Origin of the sequence: Polynucleobacter sp. UB-Piko-W3, from assembly GCF_018881635.1 — a bacterium.
Classification (GTDB): domain Bacteria; phylum Pseudomonadota; class Gammaproteobacteria; order Burkholderiales; family Burkholderiaceae; genus Polynucleobacter.
In genome coordinates this window covers 1,311,044-1,330,315 of the sequence record NZ_JACVPY010000002.1, presented here as the reverse complement: position 1 = coordinate 1,330,315, position 19,272 = coordinate 1,311,044, and the positions used below count along the sequence as shown (strand labels likewise).

Below are 19,272 nucleotides of genomic sequence, written 5' to 3'. Positions count from 1 at the left end.
TTGAGCGATTGTAAGGCACTAAGGGGGTCACTTGTCTAGGGTTTGCCCTAGGCAGGTGCCAATGCGATAATTATCAGCATGAAAGTCTCTCAAATTCGCCAGGCATACCTAGATTTCTTTGCCCAAAAAGGCCACCAAATCGTTCCGTCCAGTCCGGTCGTACCCGGGGATGATCCAACCCTGTTATTCACCAATGCGGGGATGAACCAGTTCAAAGACGTGTTTTTAGGCTTTGATAAGCGGCCTTATAGCCGCGCTACGACTGCCCAAAAGTGCATTCGAGCTGGTGGCAAACATAATGATTTAGATAACGTCGGTTATACCGCACGTCATCACACCTTTTTTGAGATGTTGGGTAATTTTTCGTTTGGAGATTACTTCAAGAAAGATGCGATTCAGCTTGCATGGGATTTATTGACACAAGTATTTAAGTTGCCCAAAGAAAAACTTTTGGTCACGGTCTATGCTGAAGATGATGAGGCTTATGAGATCTGGAATAAGCAGATCGGTATTCCAACTGATCGCATTATTCGAATCGGCGACAACAAGGGCGCGCGTTACGCTTCCGACAATTTCTGGATGATGGGTGATACCGGACCTTGTGGTCCTTGCACAGAAATTTTCTATGATCACGGCGACCATATTCCTGGTGGTCCTCCTGGCAGTCCAGATGAAGATGGTGATCGCTACATTGAAATTTGGAATAACGTCTTCATGCAGTTCAACCGCGATGAAGCAGGTGTCATGCATCTACTGCCTAAGCCTAGTGTTGATACGGGCATGGGCCTTGAGCGCATTGCCGCTATTTTGCAGCACGTTCACTCTAACTATGAGATCGATCTCTTCGTCAATTTATTAAAGGCTGCTAAAGATGCGGTAGATGCTGCTGGTGGAGGGAACTGTGATGCGCAGAGTCCTTCACTTAAAGTGATTGCTGACCATATTCGAGCCTGTAGCTTTGTTATTGTTGATGGAGTCATTCCAGGTAATGCAGGACGCGGTTATGTATTACGTCGCATTGCACGTCGTGCGATTCGTCATGGCTACAAGTTAGGTGCGCGCAAACCATTCTTCTATCAATTGGTTCCTGCGCTGGTTAAAGAGATGGGCGATGCCTATCCAGAATTGCGGGCTGCACAAGATAAAGTGGGTGAAGTATTAAAGCAAGAGGAAGAGCGCTTCTTCCAGACGATTGCCAACGGTATGGAAATTTTGGATGGCGCATTAGCAGGCGGCGCCAAAGTGGTCGATGGTGAAACCGCTTTCCGCTTACATGACACCTTTGGTTTTCCACTCGATCTCACTGCAGACGTCTGCCGTGAGCGTGGAGTGACAGTCGATTCCCCAGGTTTTGAAGTAGCGATGCAAAAGCAACGCGATCAAGCTAGAGCAGCCGGCAAGTTCAAGGTAGCCCAAGGCTTAGAGTACAAAGGCCAGTCAACCCAGTTTCATGGTTATGACACCTTAAAACATGTGGGTGCAAAGGTAACCGGTCTATATGTAGATGGTTCTGCGGTAACTTCAGTAAAGGCCGGTGATGCTGCTGTGATCGTGTTAGATAACACTCCTTTTTATGCGGAGTCTGGCGGCCAAGTTGGTGATAAAGGCGAGCTTCGTAATGAGACTGTCCGTTTTACTGTAGAAGATACCTTTAAGATTCAGGCCGATGTCTTTGGTCACCAAGGTGAGTTGCTTGAGGGCGAGCTTAAGGTCGGTGATGTACTCAATGCTTTAGTAGATGTTCAGCAAAGAACCGACACGATGCGTAATCACAGTGCGACGCATATCTTGCACAAAGCTTTGCGTGAGGTACTGGGTGATCATGTACAACAAAAAGGTTCGCTGGTAGATGCTATCAAGACCCGTTTTGACTTTACGCACAATGCTCCGATTACATCTGAGCAAATTCGCAAAATAGAAGATATTGTGAATCAAGAGATTCTGGAGAACACTGCCACCTCAGGTAAGGTCATGTCTTTAGAGGATGCACAGAAGACTGGTGCCATGATGTTATTTGGTGAGAAATACGGCGAAGAAGTGCGCGTACTAGAAATCGGTAGCTCTAAAGAGCTATGTGGTGGCACTCACGTATCACGCACTGGCGATATTGGTAGCTTGAAGATTGTTTCTGAAGGTGGCGTAGCAGCGGGCATCCGTCGCGTTGAGGCTGTCACTGGCAATAATGCGCTGCACTTCTTACAGGGCATGGAAGACAGAATAAATGAGGCTGCAGCCATTCTGAAAACTCATCCAGGTGACTTAGTAAACCGCGTTACTCAATTGCAAGAGAGTTTGCGTCAAGCAGAGCGCGATCTAGAAAAAGTGAACTCCAAGTTGGCAGCAAGTCAGGGTGACGAGTTGGCTGGTCAAGCAATTGATGTCAATGGCCTTAAGGTATTAGCTGCTCGCTTAGATGGTGCTGACGCAGGGGTCTTACGTGAAACCATGGACGCACTCAAGGCAAAGCTCAAAACTGCGGCAATCGTCCTGGCATCCGTACAGGGCGATAAGGTCAGCTTAATTGCCGGCGTTACTGCAGACTCTATTGGCAAGGTTAAGGCGGGTGATCTGGTGAACTTTGTTGCTCAGCAGGTAGGTGGCAAAGGCGGCGGTAAGCCAGAGATGGCGATGGCTGGTGGAACAGATCCTAGTAAGTTAGGTATAGCCTTAAACGGCGTTAAAGATTGGATAGCAAGCAAATGAGTGAATCAGTAAATATTGCTTTTAATGCGGAAGTAGATGCGATTGGTATGAATTGCCCATTACCTATTCTGCGTACCAAAAAAGCTTTAGCCACCATGCAGTCAGGTGAAGTCTTGAAGATCAAGGCAACCGATGCTGGTGCTGCTCATGATTTTCCGGCATTTGCTAAACAAACTGGTAATGAACTGATTCTGAGTACTACTGAGGGCGATGTCTTAATTTTCTTCCTCAAAAGAAGATAAGACGAGGTTAAGAGTCTTAGGTTAAAGACCGATTCTTTAAATAGGCCGCAAAATCAGTTGCCACTTCAGGGTGACGAAGAGCAAATTCCACTGAAGCCTTGAGGTAACCAAGCTTGCTACCGCAGTCATAGCGAACGCCATCGTACTCATAAGCAAATACAGCATCTTGCTTCAGCAAGGAGGCAATCGCATCGGTCAATTGAATCTCGCCACCAGCACCTGGTTTGAGATTGCGAATATGGCTAAAAATATCGGAGGACAGAACGTAGCGCCCAACAACTGCTAAGTTCGAAGGCGCATCTTTGGGTTGCGGCTTTTCTACAATGCCATTAAGACGGTAGATGCCTTTAGCCACCTCGTCACCAGATACGATTCCATATGAGCTACTCTTGGCTGGATCAATCTTTTCTACAGCGATCACGGAACCGTTTTGCTCATTAAATACCTTGAGCATCTGCTTGAGGACGGGTGGTTGTCCATCCAATAAGTCGTCTGCCAGGATGATGGCAAAGGGCTCATCGCGTACTAATTTCTCGGCACACAGCACTGCATGACCTAAACCGAGCGCTTCGGGTTGACGCACATACACACAATCAACATGACTAGGTTTAACACTTCGCACAATTTCTAGCAGAGCTTGTTTGTTTTTGGCTTCTAGTTCTGCTTCAAGTTCATATGCTTTATCAAAGTGATCTTCAATAGCCCGCTTACTGCGACCAGTAACAAAAATCATCTCAGTGATGCCAGCTGCTATGGCTTCTTCAACCGCATACTGAATCAAAGGCTTATCAACCACATTGAGCATCTCTTTTGGGCTTGCTTTGGTTGCAGGCAAGAAGCGAGTGCCCAAGCCGGCAACAGGGAAAACGGCTTTGGTAACGGCTTTAGTAGTTAATGGCATAAGGGTTCCGATCACTCTGGATTTGCTACTGCTTTATTTCAGACGTTCTAATTGTGCAACAAGCTTCTCATGATTCTGCTCAAAACCAGCAAGACGCTGTTTTTCTTGGGCAACCACCTCTTCTGGAGCGCGGGCTACAAAGCTTTCATTGGTCAATTTGCCACGGGCTTTAGCGATTTCATTGGCGAGGCGCTCAATTTCTTTGCCAAGGCGAGTACGCTCTGCCGCAACATCAACCTCAATCTTCAGAAGTAGTTTCAGGTCTCCAACGAGTGCCATCGGAGCGCCAGGAGCATCTTTTTCTAAGTCAGACTCATCGAGATAGATTTTGACCTCAGAGAGTTTGGCTAAGGCGAGTAAGTAAGGCGTCGCTTTTTGCAGGAAGGCTTCTGGTCCACTAATCCAAAGGGGAACCTTTTGACCGGGCGGTACTTGCATCTCGCCACGCAAGTTTCTGCAGGCATCTACGATGGCTTTGATCTGCGCCACCCAAGTTTCACTCTTCTCATCAATTTTTTCTGGCTGAGAAACGGGATAGGGCTGGAGTGCAATGGTTTGCTTGTCCTGCTGGGCTAACTCTTTTCCAGACTTGGGGCCAACGGTTTGCCAAAGAGTCTCGGTAATAAATGGAATCAGTGGGTGCGCCATTCGTAGGATAGTTTCTAGAACACGTAATAGCGTGCGACGGGTGGCACGTTGCTGGGCTGGAGTGCCTGTTTGAATTTGTACCTTGGCAAGTTCTAAGTACCAATCACAATACTCATCCCAAACAAATTGGTAGATGCTGCTAGCGATGTTATCAAAGCGATAGTTCTCAAAACCTTTGGCGACTTCAGCCTCAGTTCTTTGTAGTTGAGAAACAATCCATTTATCTGCCGGTGAAAAATCCAAATAACCTTCAAGACCACATTGATTGTCGCAAGGTGCAAAGCCATTGTCTTCATCACTACCAGGGCAGTTCATGAGAACAAAGCGCGTAGCATTCCAAAGCTTGTTACAGAAGTTGCGATAGCCTTCACAACGCTTTTGGTCAAAGTTAATATTGCGACCCAGAGAGGCAAGAGATGCAAAGGTAAAGCGCAATGCATCGGTTCCAAATGCCGGAATACCATCAGGAAACTCTTTCTTCGTTTTCTTGCTAATGCTCTCTGCTTGCTTAGGGTTCATTAGGCCAGTAGTACGTTTTCCGACTAACTCTTCAATCTTGATGCCATCGATCAAATCAATTGGGTCCAAGGTATTGCCTTTGGACTTACTCATCTTTTGACCTTCAGCATCCCGCACTAAGCCGTGAACGTAGACAGTATGAAACGGTACTTTTCCAGTGAAGTGACAGGTCATCATGACCATACGTGCCACCCAGAAGAAAATAATGTCAAAGCCAGTGACCAATACCGATGAAGGTAGGAAGTGATTTAAGGCAGGCGTTTTTTCTGGCCAGCCTAGGGAGCTAAAAGGGACAAGTGCTGAGCTAAACCAAGTATCGAGAACATCAGGATCGCGATTGAGTTTGCCTACATAGCCCGCTGTTGCAGCTTTGACTCTGGCTTCCTCTTCGGAGCGGGCCACAAAGATCTGGCCATCATCGCCATACCAGGCGGGGATTTGGTGGCCCCACCAGAGTTGACGAGAGATGCACCAGTCTTGAATATTTTCTAACCACTGGGTGTAAGTGTTAATCCAGTTTTCTGGAACGAGCTTAATGTCACCCTTAGTGACTGCATCCAATGCAGCGCCAGCGATCGACGAGCCAGGCTGATATTGGTTATCCGGACTGGGCTTAGACATAGCCACAAACCATTGGTCGGTAAGCATCGGCTCAATAATGGTTTGGGTGCGATCACCACGGGGCACCATGAGTTTGTGAGGCTGAACTTTTTCTAATAGACCCGCCGTATCTAAGTCAGAAACGATTTGTTTACGAGCGGCAAAACGTTCCATACCTTGATAAGTAGCTGGTGCGTTTTCATTAATCTTGGCATCCAGCGTGAGAATATTAATGAGTGGTAATTGATGACGTTGCCCCACTGCGTAGTCATTAAAGTCATGTGCTGGTGTTACCTTCACTACCCCAGTACCAAAAGCCAAATCCACATAATCATCAGCAATGATCGGGATTTCACGGTTACATAAAGGCAGATTGACTGACTTACCAATGAGGTGTTTGTAGCGTTCGTCTTCAGGGTTCACCATGACAGCAACATCACCTAGTAAAGTCTCGGGACGAGTAGTAGCCACGGTGAGCGAGCCTGTACCGTCCGCTAATGGGTAGCGGATATGCCACATGGAGCCATCTTCTTCTTCGCTCACCACTTCAAGATCTGATACCGCAGTACCTAAAACAGGATCCCAATTGACTAAGCGTTTACCGCGATAGATCAAACCTTGTTCGTGCAGGCGAACGAAAACTTCCACCACTGCTTTGGACATCTTTCTGTCCATTGTGAAATATTCTTTACCCCAATCAATCGAAGCGCCCAAGCGACGAATTTGACGGGTGATGGTATTGCCGGAAGTTTCTTTCCATTCCCATACTTTTTCTAAAAACTTTTCACGACCTAAGTCATGACGAGAAACTTTTTGCGCATCGAGCTGACGCTCAACTACGATTTGGGTAGCGATACCCGCGTGGTCGGTACCAGGTACCCACAAAGTATTTTTGCCAGACATACGTGCATGACGAACCAGGCCATCCATGATGGTTTGGTTAAAGGCGTGACCCATGTGCAGGGTGCCAGTGACATTGGGGGGCGGCAACTGAATGGAAAAATCATCCTTACCTTCGAGCATGGTGGCATCAGCAATACCCCTGCGCTCCCACTCTGGACCCCAGTAGGCTTCGATCGGGGCGGGTTCATAGGATTTAGCGAGTTCGTCAGCTGAATTGGCTGCTGGTGAATTAGGGGTATTTGAGGCATTTGGCATAAGAGGCAAATTATAATTGGGGTGATGTACTCTGACCTGCTCGCCAACCTCAATCCAGAACAACGCGAGGCAGTTACCCTCCCGCCCGTCAATGAAAACGGCCAAGCCCAATCAGCCATGATTTTGGCTGGGGCTGGAAGTGGTAAGACTCGTGTCCTCACCACCCGTATTGCCTGGTTGATCCAAACAGGCCAGGTGTCCCCTATAGGCGTCCTAGCGGTCACCTTTACTAATAAAGCCGCCAAAGAGATGATGGTGCGCTTAAGCGCCATGTTGCCGATTAATACCCGAGGCATGTGGATTGGTACTTTTCATGGTCTTTGTAATCGTTTACTGCGAGCACACCATAAAGATGCCGGCTTACCATCAACATTCCAAATCTTAGATACCCAAGATCAGCTTTCTGCGATTAAGCGACTTTTGAAGGGTTTGAAGGTTGATGATGAGAAGTACCCTCCAAAACAACTGCAGTACTTTATTGCTCATGCCAAAGAGCGTGGGCAGCGGGCCAAAGATTTATCAGTAGGCGATGATTTTCAGGCGAAGATGGCGCAACTCTATGCAGCCTATGATGAGCAATGCCAGCGTGAGGGAGTAGTAGATTTTGCTGAACTCCTCTTGCGCAGCTACGAGTTGCTTAAGCATAGCGAGGCGATTCGCACCCATTATCAAGAACGCTTCCGTCACATTTTGATCGATGAGTTTCAGGATACCAATGCTTTGCAATATGCGTGGCTCAAATTGTTATCTGGTCATGATGCTAGTCGTATTAATGTGAGCGGCATGGGAAGTAGTGCAGTCTTTGCTGTAGGCGATGACGATCAAAGTATTTACGCCTTTCGCGGTGCTGATGTTGAGAACATGCGTCTTTACGAAAAGCAATATCACCCCATGATGGTGAAATTAGAGCAGAACTATCGCTCACACGGACATATTCTTGATACAGCAAATCATTTGATTGCTAATAACTCGGAGCGACTTGGAAAAAATCTACGTACCGATGCAGGTCATGGTGAACCGGTCCGTATCTTTGATGCGCCAAGCGATCATGCAGAGGCTGCTTGGTTGGTTGATGAGATTAAAGCTCTAATTAGTAGCGGTATTAAACGTACCGAAATAGCACTGCTGTATCGAAGTAATGCACAGTCTCGAATTATTGAACATGCTTTGTTCTCGGCAGCCATTCCCTATCGCGTCTATGGCGGATTACGATTCTTCGAGCGCGCTGAAATTAAACACGCACTTGCGTATTTACGTTTGCTAGAAAATCCGAACGATGACACTTCTTTTTCGCGAGTAGTCAATTTTCCGACGCGTGGGATTGGCGCAAGATCAATTGAGACATTGCAAGATGCGGCCAGGTCTCAGCAGTGCTCTCTTTATACCGCTGCCTCTTCCTTGGAGGGTAAAGCTGGTGCTGCACTTGGTGGCTTCGTGCGCCTGGTAGACCACATGCGTGAAGCCACGCGCCACAACACCCTTCCTGAAACCGTTGAGTTTGTAATCCAGCATAGTGGTTTGATTCAGCACTATCTCTCGGAGCGTGAAGGTCAAGATCGTGTAGAGAACTTACAAGAATTGATTAATGCTGCAACCGCTTTTATTGCCGAAGAGGGTTACGGACAGGACGCCGCTGCGGCCATGTTGCCTGGAGAAAATGCTCCTGGCGTCGTTGAAGTATCACCCTTAGCAGCCTTCTTATCCCACGCTTCCTTGGAGGCCGGAGATAACCAAGCGCAAGCGGGACAGGATGCAGTGCAGCTAATGACAGTACATTCCGCCAAAGGCTTAGAGTTCACTTCTGTATTCATTACAGGTCTAGAAGAGGGTTTGTTTCCTCATGAGAACAGTATCAACGAGCAAAATGGCTTAGAAGAAGAGCGCCGCTTAATGTATGTCGCAATTACTCGCGCTAAAGAGCGTTTGTATTTATCGCACACTCAGTCGCGCATGCTCCATGGCCAAGTGCGCTACAACATGCCATCCCGCTTCTTAGAAGAATTACCTTCTGAATCTTTGAAGTGGCTCACGCCAAAGGCAAAAGATGCTCGCTGGGGTGGAAGCGCTCATTCTGGAACAACCTGGCAAGATGGTTATACCCGCCAGCGCGATTACGAATCCAATGATTTTTTTGACTCTGGCAGCGAACGTCCGAGACCTACAAAGCGAGTTGGCTCAGCCTCAACTGAAGTGAAAAGATTGGCTTCGCCACCGCGTGGAAGTTATCCATTTTCAATTGGTCAAAATGTGTTTCACACAAAATTTGGTGAGGGGCGCGTTACAGGCTTAGAAGGGGTTGATGCGGATGCGCGAGCCCAAGTGAGCTTCAAGCGTCATGGCGTGAAATGGTTGCAGCTCAGCATCGCCAAGCTTGCTGCTATTGATTAACTTGAAAACTCAGTTGATGCTCAAGCAGATGGAATGACTTCATCTTCTGTAAAGCAGGCTTTCCATGTTGCATAGAAAGAGCAGTGCATTACAGTCAAACCTGCCATAGAGATAGGCGCAATGATGAAAGAGGCAGCCTGGCCTAGATCCATTGCATCAAAAATCATGCCGACCGTTAATGGGATAGCAATCAAAACAACACTCCAAATTGTCAGATATGCAAAGAATGCAGCCTTATTAGTCCAGGAGGCTAAGAAACTAGAAAAGAGCGCTTGAGCAACTGGCATATCGGCCCAGGCTACTAGAACTGGTGAGAACCACATCAACATGGCTACTGGAATATAGAGAATTGCTCCAAAGAACAGTACCAAATAAATTTGACGAAGAGCCTCGGGTGTAATCGGCTTATCGCTCGTCATTAGTGGAATTAGTAATTCAAAATCTACCAAGAGACTTAAGGCAAAGCTGAGAAGCAATATTAGAACCGCATATACGATACCCAATTGCAAGATGCGTCTGCGTACGAGGGGGCCAGACTTCAGCGCGATCAAATACACCATCGGACTAATACGTTCCTTTTGAATAGCTTGGCGACAAGCAGTCATAAAGCCTACCGATAGTGTTGGCGTGAGAAGCAACACAGCAAATACACCAATCACCGGAATAATCACTGCTAATTGGGCGGCAAAGATATATAAAAAGACCAACATCAAGAAACCCAATGGATTCTGTTTGAAGAGCCAAATACCTTGTCTGATCCAGGTATAACCATCTTTGGGTAAAACGGAGTTTAGTTTCATAGGGATCGACGACTTAAAAGAATGCGTTCAAAGTGAGTTGGATCATGGGGCGTCAACATTTGCGCATCTCTGGGTAAATAAAAATCCCAAAGGCGGGATACCCAGAAACGCAGTGCCGCTGCACGTAGCATAAGGGACCAGCTTGCTTGCTCCTCTTTAATAAGAGGGCGTACTGATTGATATGCTTGCATGAGGGCAGCAAGGCGTGTCGGATCTAAATCCTCTTTATTGTCAGCTAGACACCAATCATTTGCAGTCACTGCTAGGTCAAACAACCACTTGTCAGTGCCGGCGAAATAGAAGTCAAAGAAACCGCCTAATTGATCAAGGGAGTTATCGGCTGATCCTCTTGGATCAAATAAGACGTTGTCACGAAAGAGATCGCAGTGGCTAGCGCCTTGCGGAATCATGTCATAAGCAGCTGAGCTGAAAAAGGCTTCTTGTATTGCTAGCTCGTGCGTCAGTAAATCTTTTTGGGATGAGCTGACGTGTGGCAATACCAAAGGAATTGTTTTTTGCCACCATCCAAGACTGCGCAAGTTCTCTTGAGTCTTAGAAAAGTCTTTTCCAGCTAAATGCATCTTGGCTAGCATCTCGCCAACCATACTGCAGTGTTTTGCCTCTGGCTTTAGTCTGGATAATCCAGGCAGCTTACTCACAATTGCAGCAGGCTTACCTTTGAGTGAAAACAGTATTTCACCTTGATGATTTTCAATTGGTTTTGGAACCGGGATACCTTTGTTTGCTAGGTGGCGCATTAACTCTAGGTAATAAGGTAGTTGCTGCGCAGATAATCTTTCGAAGATGGTTAAAACATATTCTTGTTTTTTGCCATCCTGGATGGTGTCGAGGAAAAAATTAGAGTTTTCAATCCCACCATGAATTCCCCGAATTTCGCTGGCTTGACCAATCTTGAAGTCTTCAGAAATCCAATGAGAAATATCTGCGAGTTCGATTGGGGTAAATACAGCCATAAAGCAGCAACTATTCTATTTCTTTACTTAAGCGGAATGCTAATGCTGGGTACGCTCAGTAAATTACCTTCACCAGATTGTGCTCCAGGCTTCACAGAATCTGGCGGAGACATTTCGTAAGTGGTGTACTTGGTTTTGACTTGAACTTGCGTTGGACTATTGGTGTCTTTGTATTCTGTGATTTCTGTCCCGTTGGCATCCTTGTATTGATAGCTAGGATTGCGGCTCTGGGGAGAATTGAGGGTGCCTGATGGAGTTGCAACAGGTGCAAGTGGCTGATTATTGATTCGGTTAAGTTCTGAGGGACTTAGGGCCTGGCTGTTATTCTGAGCATATGCAGGCGCTGCTGCTAAAAGTCCAAAAGCTATCAAAAAGCTCATGAGAGCCAGGTTTTGACTGAAGGCGTGGCCAATTAAGTTAGTTAGTGCATGCATCATTTTTCACCTTTTTAAGCCTACTCTCGGACGGTTCCTTAACCAGACCTGTAGGCAATTCACAACTAGATTGTACGATTGCGGTATGACTAAACATAGACTCTTGTTGGTAGATGGCTCTAGCTACCTCTACCGCGCCTTTCACGCCATGCCAGACCTCAGAAATGGGGCTGGGGAGCCCACTGGGGCCATCTATGGCATGGTCAATATGATGCGCCGAGCTCGGTCTGAGCTCAAGGCTGACCACATTGCCTGTGTTTTTGATGCCAAAGGTAAGACTTTCCGGGATGAAATGTACTCCGAGTACAAAGCCCATCGATCCCCAATGCCGGAGGATTTGGTCAAACAAATTGAGCCGATTCATGCGATTGTCAAAGCATTGGGCTGGCCGGTATTAATGGTTTCTGGAGTTGAGGCTGATGATGTGATCGGTACCTTAGCTTGTCAAGCTACAGAAGCAGGTTGGGAGACCATCATCTCGACTGGTGATAAAGATTTAGCTCAGTTAGTCAATCCATCGGTGACCTTGATTAATACGATGAGCAATGAAAAGCTGGACATCAATGGCGTGATTGAAAAGTTTGGCGTTCCACCAGAGCGCATAGTCGATTACTTATCCATTATTGGAGATACGGTCGATAACGTTCCGGGTGTTCCTAAGGCTGGACCGAAGACAGCTAACAAATGGTTAGCAGAATTTGGAGATCTGGATAATTTGATGGCCAATGCCGATCAAGTGAAAGGTGTCGTTGGAGAAAATCTTCGCGCCGCATTGGAATGGCTACCTCATGCGCGACAACTCATCACTGTTAAAACGGATTGTGATTTATCGCCGCATTTACCAAGCTTAGATGATCTGCATGCAAAGTCTGAAGATGCTGCTTTACTACGTGAGCTGTTTGAGCGCTACGCTTTTAAGACTTGGTTGCGGGATGTAGAAAAGCAGCTGACAAGCTCGCCTGATGAGGCTTCTGCGGCTGAGGCTAGCTTTGACTTGGCGGGTAGTCCAATTGTCAATCAAGTAACCGATCAGTCTGCCCCTTCTAAAAAATCTACAGTGATTGCAACTTCGCCAACCAAAAATTTATCGCAAGATACGAAAGACTTGCAGGGCGCAATCACAAAACATTATGAGTGTGTCGTTGATGAGGCTGGCTTAGATAAGTGGTTACAAAAAATTGATGCAGCGCAATTAACTGCCGTCGATACCGAAACCACTAGTCTGGATGCTCTAGCTGCAGAGTTAGTAGGTATCTCGTTATCGGTCAAGCCAGGTGAGGCTTGTTACATTCCGGTGGCACATCGCAATGGAGAGGTACAGTTAGATCGCGCTACTGTTCTTGCGCGTATGAAGCCTTGGTTAGAAAGTAAAACGCATTTAAAGGTTGGGCAAAACTTAAAGTATGACGCCCATATCTTTGCTAACTATGGGATTGCCTTGAACGGCATTGAATTTGATACCTTGCTAGAGTCTTATGTGTTGGAATCGCATCTTCCGCACAATATGGATAGCTTAGCTGAACGCCATCTAGGTATGAAGACAATTCGTTACGAAGAGGTTTGCGGCAAAGGGGTTCATCAAATTGGCTTTGATCAAGTCGATCTCAAAATTGCTACGGGCTACGCAGCAGAGGATGCAGACATTACCTTACGCCTTCATTTGGAGCTGTGGCCACAGATTCAGGAAAGCGCTGGATTGTTGTATGTCTACGAAAAGATTGAAATGCCAGCGATGCGTGTGCTGGGCATTATGGAGCGCAACGGCATTCGGATTGATTCTGCCTTATTGGCCAAGCAAGGTCAGCAAGTTGGCAAACGCCTTCTGGAGTTAGAGGGGGAGATTCATCAGCTGGCTGGGCAACCGTTCAATATTCAATCACCCAAGCAGATTGCTGAAATCTTGTTTGTGCAACAGGAATTGCCAGTCATTAAGAAGACACCATCTGGTGCACCATCTACCGATGAAGAGGTATTGCAAAAACTTGCCGAAGATTATCCTTTGCCAGCGCGTATCTTGGACTATCGCAGTCTAGCGAAGCTGATGTCCACCTATATCGAGAAACTTCCACGTATGGCTGATCCGAAGACGGGCCGTGTACATACCAACTTCTCTCAAGCAACTGCAGTCACTGGGCGCCTAGCCTCCAGTGATCCAAATTTACAGAACATCCCTGTGCGTACTGAAGAAGGTCGTCGTATTAGGGAGGCCTTTGTGCCGGCTGATGGTTGTAAATTACTTTCAGCAGACTATTCGCAAATTGAGCTGCGCATCATGGCGCACATTGCCGAGGATGATAATCTCTTGGCTGCTTTTAGGGATGGTAAAGATGTGCACCAAGCAACAGCTGCAGAAATTTTTGGCATTCCCTTGGATGATGTGAGTTCTGAGCAGCGACGTTATGCCAAGGTCATTAATTTCGGCCTGATTTACGGCATGAGTGCATTCGGTTTAGCTGGCAACTTAGGGATCGAACGCTCTGCTGCGCAAAACTATATTGCTAAATACTTTGATCGTTACCCAGGGGTTGCGCAATATATGGAGCACACTCGCTTGGAGGCCAGAGAAAATGGTTACGTGGAGACAGTTTTTGGACGCCGTCTTTGGTTGCCAGAGATTAAAGGTTCGAATGGCCCTCGTCGCCAAGGGGCTGAACGGGCTGCAATTAATGCTCCGATGCAAGGTACTGCTGCGGATCTGATTAAGTTGGCCATGATTGCCGTAGAGGATTGGCTTGAAAAGGAGCAATTGAAAACAAAATTAATCCTTCAGGTACATGATGAATTGGTATTTGATGTGCCAATGGATGAAATCGAGCTTTTGCAAGCTAAATTGCCTGGCTTGATGTGTAATGTTGCCGAACTAAAGGTGCCTTTGGTAGTGAGTATTGGTATTGGCGATAATTGGGAAGAGGCGCATTAGAAACAACGATGAGGAGACAAGAATGAGTGAAAAAATACAAAATAGTAGAAGAGGCTTTATGAAGACCTCAGCGCTAGGTGCTACGGCTGTAACTACCATCGGCGTTGGATTTGTGACAGCATCAGAGCCAGTAATGGCTGCAGCGATTGAGACTGATTTTAAAGGCCTTAAAGCGGGCGAGCAAATGATTCCAGTGGGTAGCTTTCAGATGCCTGCTTATGTATCGCGTCCCGAAAAAGCCAAAGGGTCTTTGCCTATCATTATTGTGGCGAGCGAAATCTTCGGTGTACATGAATACATTGCTGACATTACTCGCCGTTTTGCAAAGCTCGGTTATCTCGCTATTGCCCCAGAATTTTTTACTCGCGCTGGTGATCCTAATACCTATGGTACTACCGCAGAAATCTTCACTAATATCGTTTCCAAAACCCCAGACGCACAAGTTTTAAATGATTTGCAGGCTGCTTTGGTGTGGGCTGGAAAAAATGGTGGTGATCTTAAAAAAGTTGGCGTCACTGGATTCTGTTGGGGTGGTCGTATCACTTGGTTATCCGCCACATTGCCACAAGTGCGCGCAGGCGTGGCTTGGTATGGCCGCTTGATTGGCGAGAAGACAGAAGGTAATCCCCGTCATCCGGTAGATATTGCGGCTGACTTGAAGGCACCAGTACTTGGTTTGTATGGTGGTGCTGATGCCGGTATTTCCTTGGAGAGTGTTGAGCAGATGAAAGCGGCATTAGCGCAAGCAGCGCCAAAGAACCCTGCTGCTAAAGCATCTCAATTTGAGGTATATCCCGATACCCCCCATGCCTTTCATGCTGACTATCGGGCTACCTATCGTGAAGGTCCTGCAAAGGATGGTTGGGAAAAGTGTATCGCCTGGTTTAAGAAAATGGGAGTGGCTTAGTCACTATGACAGTTTTACAAACCATTCTTTTGGTTACTGCCTTGGCAGGCGCTGCTAGCGTATTGGTAGCTGCTACTTTTTCTGTAGCTTTGCTTGCTAAGATGGTCCACAACATGGTGAGTTTGTCGGTTGGTATTTTGCTGGCAACCGCTTTACTGCATTCTTTACCTGAAGCATTCAGTATGGGAGGGGCAAGCCCGCAACTGTTGTTTGCCACATTGCTTGCGGGTTTATTGGGCTTCTTCTTGCTCGAGAAAATTGCCCTTCTGCGTCATGACCACCATCACGAAGGGGATGGTCATTCTCATCACCATGGACATGATGCTGAGAATGCCGGACGTAGTGGTTGGATGATTTTAGTCGGTGATGGTATTCATAACTTTGTGGATGGTATCTTGATTGCTGCTGCCTTTATGGCTGACTATCAAGTTGGTATCTTTACTGCAATAGCAATCATTGCGCATGAGATTCCACAAGAGATTGGCGACTTCATTGTGTTGCTTAATGCAGGCTTCTCGAGGACTCGTGCATTGTTATACAACCTGATTTGTGGATTAGCAGCTGTACTTGGCGGTGTTTTGGCCTACTTCTTTTTAGAGAAAGCGCACACTGCGATGCCTTATCTGTTGGTTATTGCATCGAGTAGTTTCATTTATATTGCGGTCAGCGATTTAATCCCGCAAATGCACCGCCGCCCCCATTGGGTCGAATCTTTACGTCAAACTCTTTTAATTGCGTGCGGCGTAGGATTTGTGATCTTGCTATCAATGTTGCATTGATAGCGCAATAGCTCTAATCAGTAGCAACCGGTCTTGTAGGGTCGGCGCACCATTCGCTCCAACTACCTGCATAAAGACGTGAGCCTCTTAATCCCGCCACTTCCATTGCCAACAGATTGTGACAGGCAGTAACGCCTGAGCCACACTGATGAATGATTTCAGATGGTTTTTTGGATCCCAGTAACTCTACAAAATCTTTAAACAGTTGCTCCGGCGCTTTAAATGCAGTGGCCGATAGGTTGTTTTTAAAGAAGTGATTGATTGCACCAGGGATATGCCCACCGACAGGGTCTAGAGTTTCGTTCTGTCCATGAAAACGATCGTTTGCTCTGGCGTCAAGCACGAGATTTTTGCGCGACTGAAGATTGCTCACCATATCATCAACTGTTACTAGACCAACATAAGGCATGGGCTCAATCGCTTGAGATGTCGGTGTCGGTTTGCGGGGTATTGTGCCCATCGGACCGTTCCAGGAATCTAAACCACCATCTAAGACGCGGACATTAGCATGCCCAGTGGCTTTGAGCATCCACCACAGGCGGCTGGCATAGACTGAGCCTTGTTTATCGTAGGCAACTACTAAAGTATTTGGACTAATGCCTAGGCGAGCTTTAGTTTTTGCCCAATCTTGTGGAGAAGGCAGTGGATGTCGGCCATTGCTTCCCGTTTTAGTGCCAGACATGTCTTGATCAAGATCGACATAAATAGCCCCGGGAATATGACTTTCTTCGTATGCTTTTCTGCCGGCTTCTGGGTTGACTAAATCAAAGCGGCAATCGCAGAGCAAAACATTCTCACCAGTATTGAGAATTTCTTCTAGTTGGTTTGCGGAAACTAATGGAGTCATAAGGCTTCCTATCTTGAATGCAAAATGGTTTAAGAATGCGCCTTAATTATGCGCCTTGAAAATTCATGACGCGACGGTACCATTCATGAAAATGTTGCATACCATCTTCCATGGGGCTTTGATAGGGCCCCACTTCATTAACACCACGCGCAAACAGGGCAGCACGGCCTTGATCCATGCGCTCACCAATCTCATCATCTTCAATGCAAGTTTCCATATAGGCGGAACGCTCAGCCTCTACAAACTCGCGCTCAAATAAGGCAATCTCTTCTGGGTAATAGAACTCAACAATATTGCGAGTTTTATTTGGGCCCATGGGATATAAAGTAGAAACACAGAGAACGCCTGGATACCACTCCACCATTACATTTGGGTAGTAGGTCAGCCAGATAGCCCCATGCCGTGGAGTTTTGCCTTGATATTGCCGCAAGACTGCTTCATGCCAGTTGCGATACACCGGTGAACCTGGGGTTTGCAAATCTTTATGAATACCAACAGTTTGTACGCTATGCCAGTCACCAAACTCCCAGTGCAAGTCCTCACAAGAAATAAACTTACCTAAGCCAGGATGAAACGGCACAACATGGTAATCCTCGAGATAAACCTCGATAAACGTTTTCCAGTTGTAATTGCAATCGTGTACCTCAACATGATCCAGCATGTAGCCATCAAATTGAAGATCCTCAGCAACACCCAGTTTTGCAAGATCAGTGCGCACATCGCGTGGACCTTCGAATAACATGCCTTGCCAATTTTGCAAAGGGGACTTGCCTAAGTTGAGGCAAGGCTTATCTTCAAAATGGGGTGCGCCTAATAAATTTCCACCTAAATCGTAAGTCCAGCGATGGAGTGGGCAAACGATATTGTCTGCTTTACCTTTACCATTAAGCATGAGTGCTTGGCGATGACGGCAGACGTTGGAAAGTAGTTCTACACCAGAGTCGTTGCGAACGAGAATACGACCTTCGTTTTCTGCGGATAAGGTTTGATAGGAGCCAATTTCAGGCACCATGAGTTCGTGGCCAACATAGCCAGGCCCCTGCTTAAAAAGCAGTTCAATTTCCCGCTGATACAGATCAGCGTCAAAATATGCCGAAACCGGCAGTTGTAGATTGGACGGCGCAAGCTTCTGCGCGGTAGCCAGATTAGTCATTCTCCCCACCCCCGAAAACGTCAGCCGAAGCTAAGCGGAATAACCAATCCAACCATCGACGGATCGATATTGGAAAGGAAGGGGTAGATTATACCCATCAGAGGGGCTTCTCGCTTTAATATGTAGGGCTATCCGTATGGGAAATATGAAGGAAACAGCTTATGCCAGCTAAAAAGTCAGAGACTCAAAAACCAGGTCTTGAGGTCACAATTGATCCAGATCTCCGCTATGAGCAAGCTGTAAAAGAACTCGAAAAGTTAATTTTGGACATGGAATCAGGAAAATTCTCCTTAGAAGAGACCCTTTTGGCTTATCAACGCGGTGCTGCTTTGTTAAAACATTGTCAGGGAGTGCTTGCTCAAGTTGAACAACAAGTGCGAGTGTTCGAGGCTTAATGACTACCATTTTTCAATTTCAAGAGTGGCTTACTAATCACTCTGGGCGAGCTGAGAGGGCATTAGATGATTTGCTCGATTCTGCACAAACTACGCCGAATCGTTTGCACGAAGCAATGCGTTATGCGGCGCAAGGTGGTGGGAAACGCATTCGTCCTTTACTAGTTTATGCAGCAGGCTCGCTTGGTGATGCCAAAGCAAAGGCGTTAGATGCAGCAGCAGTTGCGATTGAATGTATTCATGCGTATTCGTTAGTGCACGATGATTTGCCTTGTATGGATGACGATGATTTACGTCGTGGTCGGCCCACAGTGCATAAAGCGTTTGATGAAGCGACTGCTCTTCTAGTTGGTGATGCTTTGCAAACCCGTGCTTTTGAGGTGCTCGCCAATGCGCAATGTGAAGTCGACGTACGCTTGCTGATGATTAGTTCTTTAGCTGCTGCTTCTGGTTCGCGTGGCATGGCTGGCGGACAGGCAATCGATTTAGAGAGCGTTGGAAAAACTTTAGATCTGGTAGGTTTGAAACAAATGCATGCCATGAAAACCGGCGCCTTACTCTCTTGCGCTGTTGAGTTGGGCGGTATTGCAGCACATCTCAATCCCACTCAAATGGCGCAACTCCAAAAATATTCAACAGCCCTTGGTTTAGCTTTTCAGATTGTTGATGATGTGCTTGATGCAACAGCCGATAGCCAAACCCTGGGAAAAACAGCAGGCAAGGACGCAGCTGCGAATAAGCCAACCTATGTGACCTTGATGGGTTTAGACTACGCTCAACAGCAGGCTAAAGACTTGCAAGAAACAGCCATCGCTAGCCTTGCTGATTTTGGTAACAAGGCAGATGCCTTAAAAGATTTAGCACTCTTAGTTGTTAATAGAGCTAAATAAATAAAAACTAAATA

At 46.7% G+C, this 19,272-nt stretch carries 15 protein-coding genes; 8 read left to right on the top strand and 7 right to left on the bottom strand.

The genetic code is table 11. The features are described from left to right. The first annotated feature begins 78 nt into the window (after positions 1–78). Positions 79–2,703, top strand: a complete 2,625-nt coding sequence (alaS, locus tag ICN31_RS07140) for an alanine--tRNA ligase (RefSeq protein ID WP_216260009.1) — start codon at positions 79–81, stop codon at positions 2,701–2,703. A gap of 14 nt (positions 2,704–2,717) precedes the next feature. Beyond that, a complete protein-coding gene (locus ICN31_RS07135; protein WP_216260822.1) occupies positions 2,718–2,945 on the top strand; it encodes a sulfurtransferase TusA family protein in 228 nt (75 codons plus the stop codon). A 16-nt stretch (positions 2,946–2,961) separates the two neighbouring features. Here ICN31_RS07135 and galU read toward each other — a convergent pair whose 3' ends face one another. Together galU and ICN31_RS07125 are read right to left on the bottom strand one after the other, a co-directional pair. Next, positions 2,962–3,846, bottom strand: a complete 885-nt coding sequence (gene galU, locus ICN31_RS07130; protein ID WP_216260007.1) for a UTP--glucose-1-phosphate uridylyltransferase GalU — start codon at positions 3,844–3,846, stop codon at positions 2,962–2,964. Positions 3,847–3,879: 33 nt separating this feature from the next. After that, a complete protein-coding gene (locus tag ICN31_RS07125) occupies positions 3,880–6,771 on the bottom strand; it encodes a valine--tRNA ligase (RefSeq protein WP_216260005.1) in 2,892 nt (963 codons plus the stop codon). Between the two features lie 24 nt (positions 6,772–6,795). Here ICN31_RS07125 and ICN31_RS07120 point away from each other — a divergent pair, with 24 nt between their 5' ends. Then, positions 6,796–9,159, top strand: a complete 2,364-nt coding sequence (locus tag ICN31_RS07120; protein ID WP_216259997.1) for a UvrD-helicase domain-containing protein — start codon at positions 6,796–6,798, stop codon at positions 9,157–9,159. Positions 9,160–9,179: 20 nt separating this feature from the next. Here ICN31_RS07120 and ICN31_RS07115 read toward each other — a convergent pair whose 3' ends face one another. The 3 genes from ICN31_RS07115 to ICN31_RS07105 are packed head-to-tail and all read right to left on the bottom strand — an operon-like array spanning position 9,180 to position 11,313. Beyond that, the gene (locus ICN31_RS07115; RefSeq protein WP_216259995.1) at positions 9,180–9,959 is read right to left on the bottom strand and encodes a BPSS1780 family membrane protein; all 780 of its coding nucleotides are present in this window, start codon (positions 9,957–9,959) and stop codon (positions 9,180–9,182) included. Beyond that, the gene (locus ICN31_RS07110) at positions 9,956–10,933 is read right to left on the bottom strand and encodes a homoserine kinase (protein WP_216259993.1); all 978 of its coding nucleotides are present in this window, start codon (positions 10,931–10,933) and stop codon (positions 9,956–9,958) included. Before ICN31_RS07110 ends, ICN31_RS07115 begins: the two co-directional genes overlap by 4 nt. Before the next feature lie 23 nt (positions 10,934–10,956). After that, on the bottom strand, positions 10,957–11,313 hold the full coding sequence (locus tag ICN31_RS07105) for a hypothetical protein (protein ID WP_255530932.1): 357 nt from the start codon (positions 11,311–11,313) through the stop codon (positions 10,957–10,959). 139 nt (positions 11,314–11,452) lie between these two features. On the opposite strand from ICN31_RS07105, the gene polA reads away from it, so the two are divergent. From polA to ICN31_RS07090, 3 genes are read left to right on the top strand one after another with little or no spacing between them, the layout of a single operon-like run. After that, a complete protein-coding gene (gene polA, locus ICN31_RS07100) occupies positions 11,453–14,287 on the top strand; it encodes a DNA polymerase I (protein ID WP_216259988.1) in 2,835 nt (944 codons plus the stop codon). 22 nt (positions 14,288–14,309) lie between these two features. After that, entirely contained in the window at positions 14,310–15,194 is an 885-nt protein-coding gene (locus ICN31_RS07095; protein WP_216259986.1) for a dienelactone hydrolase family protein, read from the top strand. 5 nt (positions 15,195–15,199) lie between these two features. Continuing rightward, the gene (locus ICN31_RS07090; RefSeq protein WP_216259985.1) at positions 15,200–15,973 is read left to right on the top strand and encodes a ZIP family metal transporter; all 774 of its coding nucleotides are present in this window, start codon (positions 15,200–15,202) and stop codon (positions 15,971–15,973) included. A 13-nt stretch (positions 15,974–15,986) separates the two neighbouring features. Here the strand turns inward: ICN31_RS07090 and ICN31_RS07085 are convergent, their stop codons facing one another. Further along, entirely contained in the window at positions 15,987–16,820 is an 834-nt protein-coding gene (locus ICN31_RS07085; protein ID WP_216259983.1) for a sulfurtransferase, read from the bottom strand. Positions 16,821–16,866: 46 nt separating this feature from the next. Beyond that, complete coding sequence (locus ICN31_RS07080) at positions 16,867–17,973, bottom strand: SRPBCC family protein (protein ID WP_216259981.1); 1,107 nt, start codon at positions 17,971–17,973, stop codon at positions 16,867–16,869. A 161-nt stretch (positions 17,974–18,134) separates the two neighbouring features. Here ICN31_RS07080 and xseB point away from each other — a divergent pair, with 161 nt between their 5' ends. Both xseB and ICN31_RS07070 read left to right on the top strand, forming a co-directional pair. Continuing rightward, positions 18,135–18,368: an exodeoxyribonuclease VII small subunit gene (xseB, locus tag ICN31_RS07075; protein WP_216259979.1), complete on the top strand. Its 234-nt coding sequence runs from the start codon at positions 18,135–18,137 to the stop codon at positions 18,366–18,368. Then, positions 18,368–19,258 (top strand): polyprenyl synthetase family protein, encoded by an 891-nt coding sequence (locus tag ICN31_RS07070; RefSeq protein ID WP_216259977.1) that lies wholly within the window; start codon positions 18,368–18,370, stop codon positions 19,256–19,258. Before xseB ends, ICN31_RS07070 begins: the two co-directional genes overlap by 1 nt. The last annotated feature ends 14 nt before the right edge of the window (positions 19,259–19,272 follow it).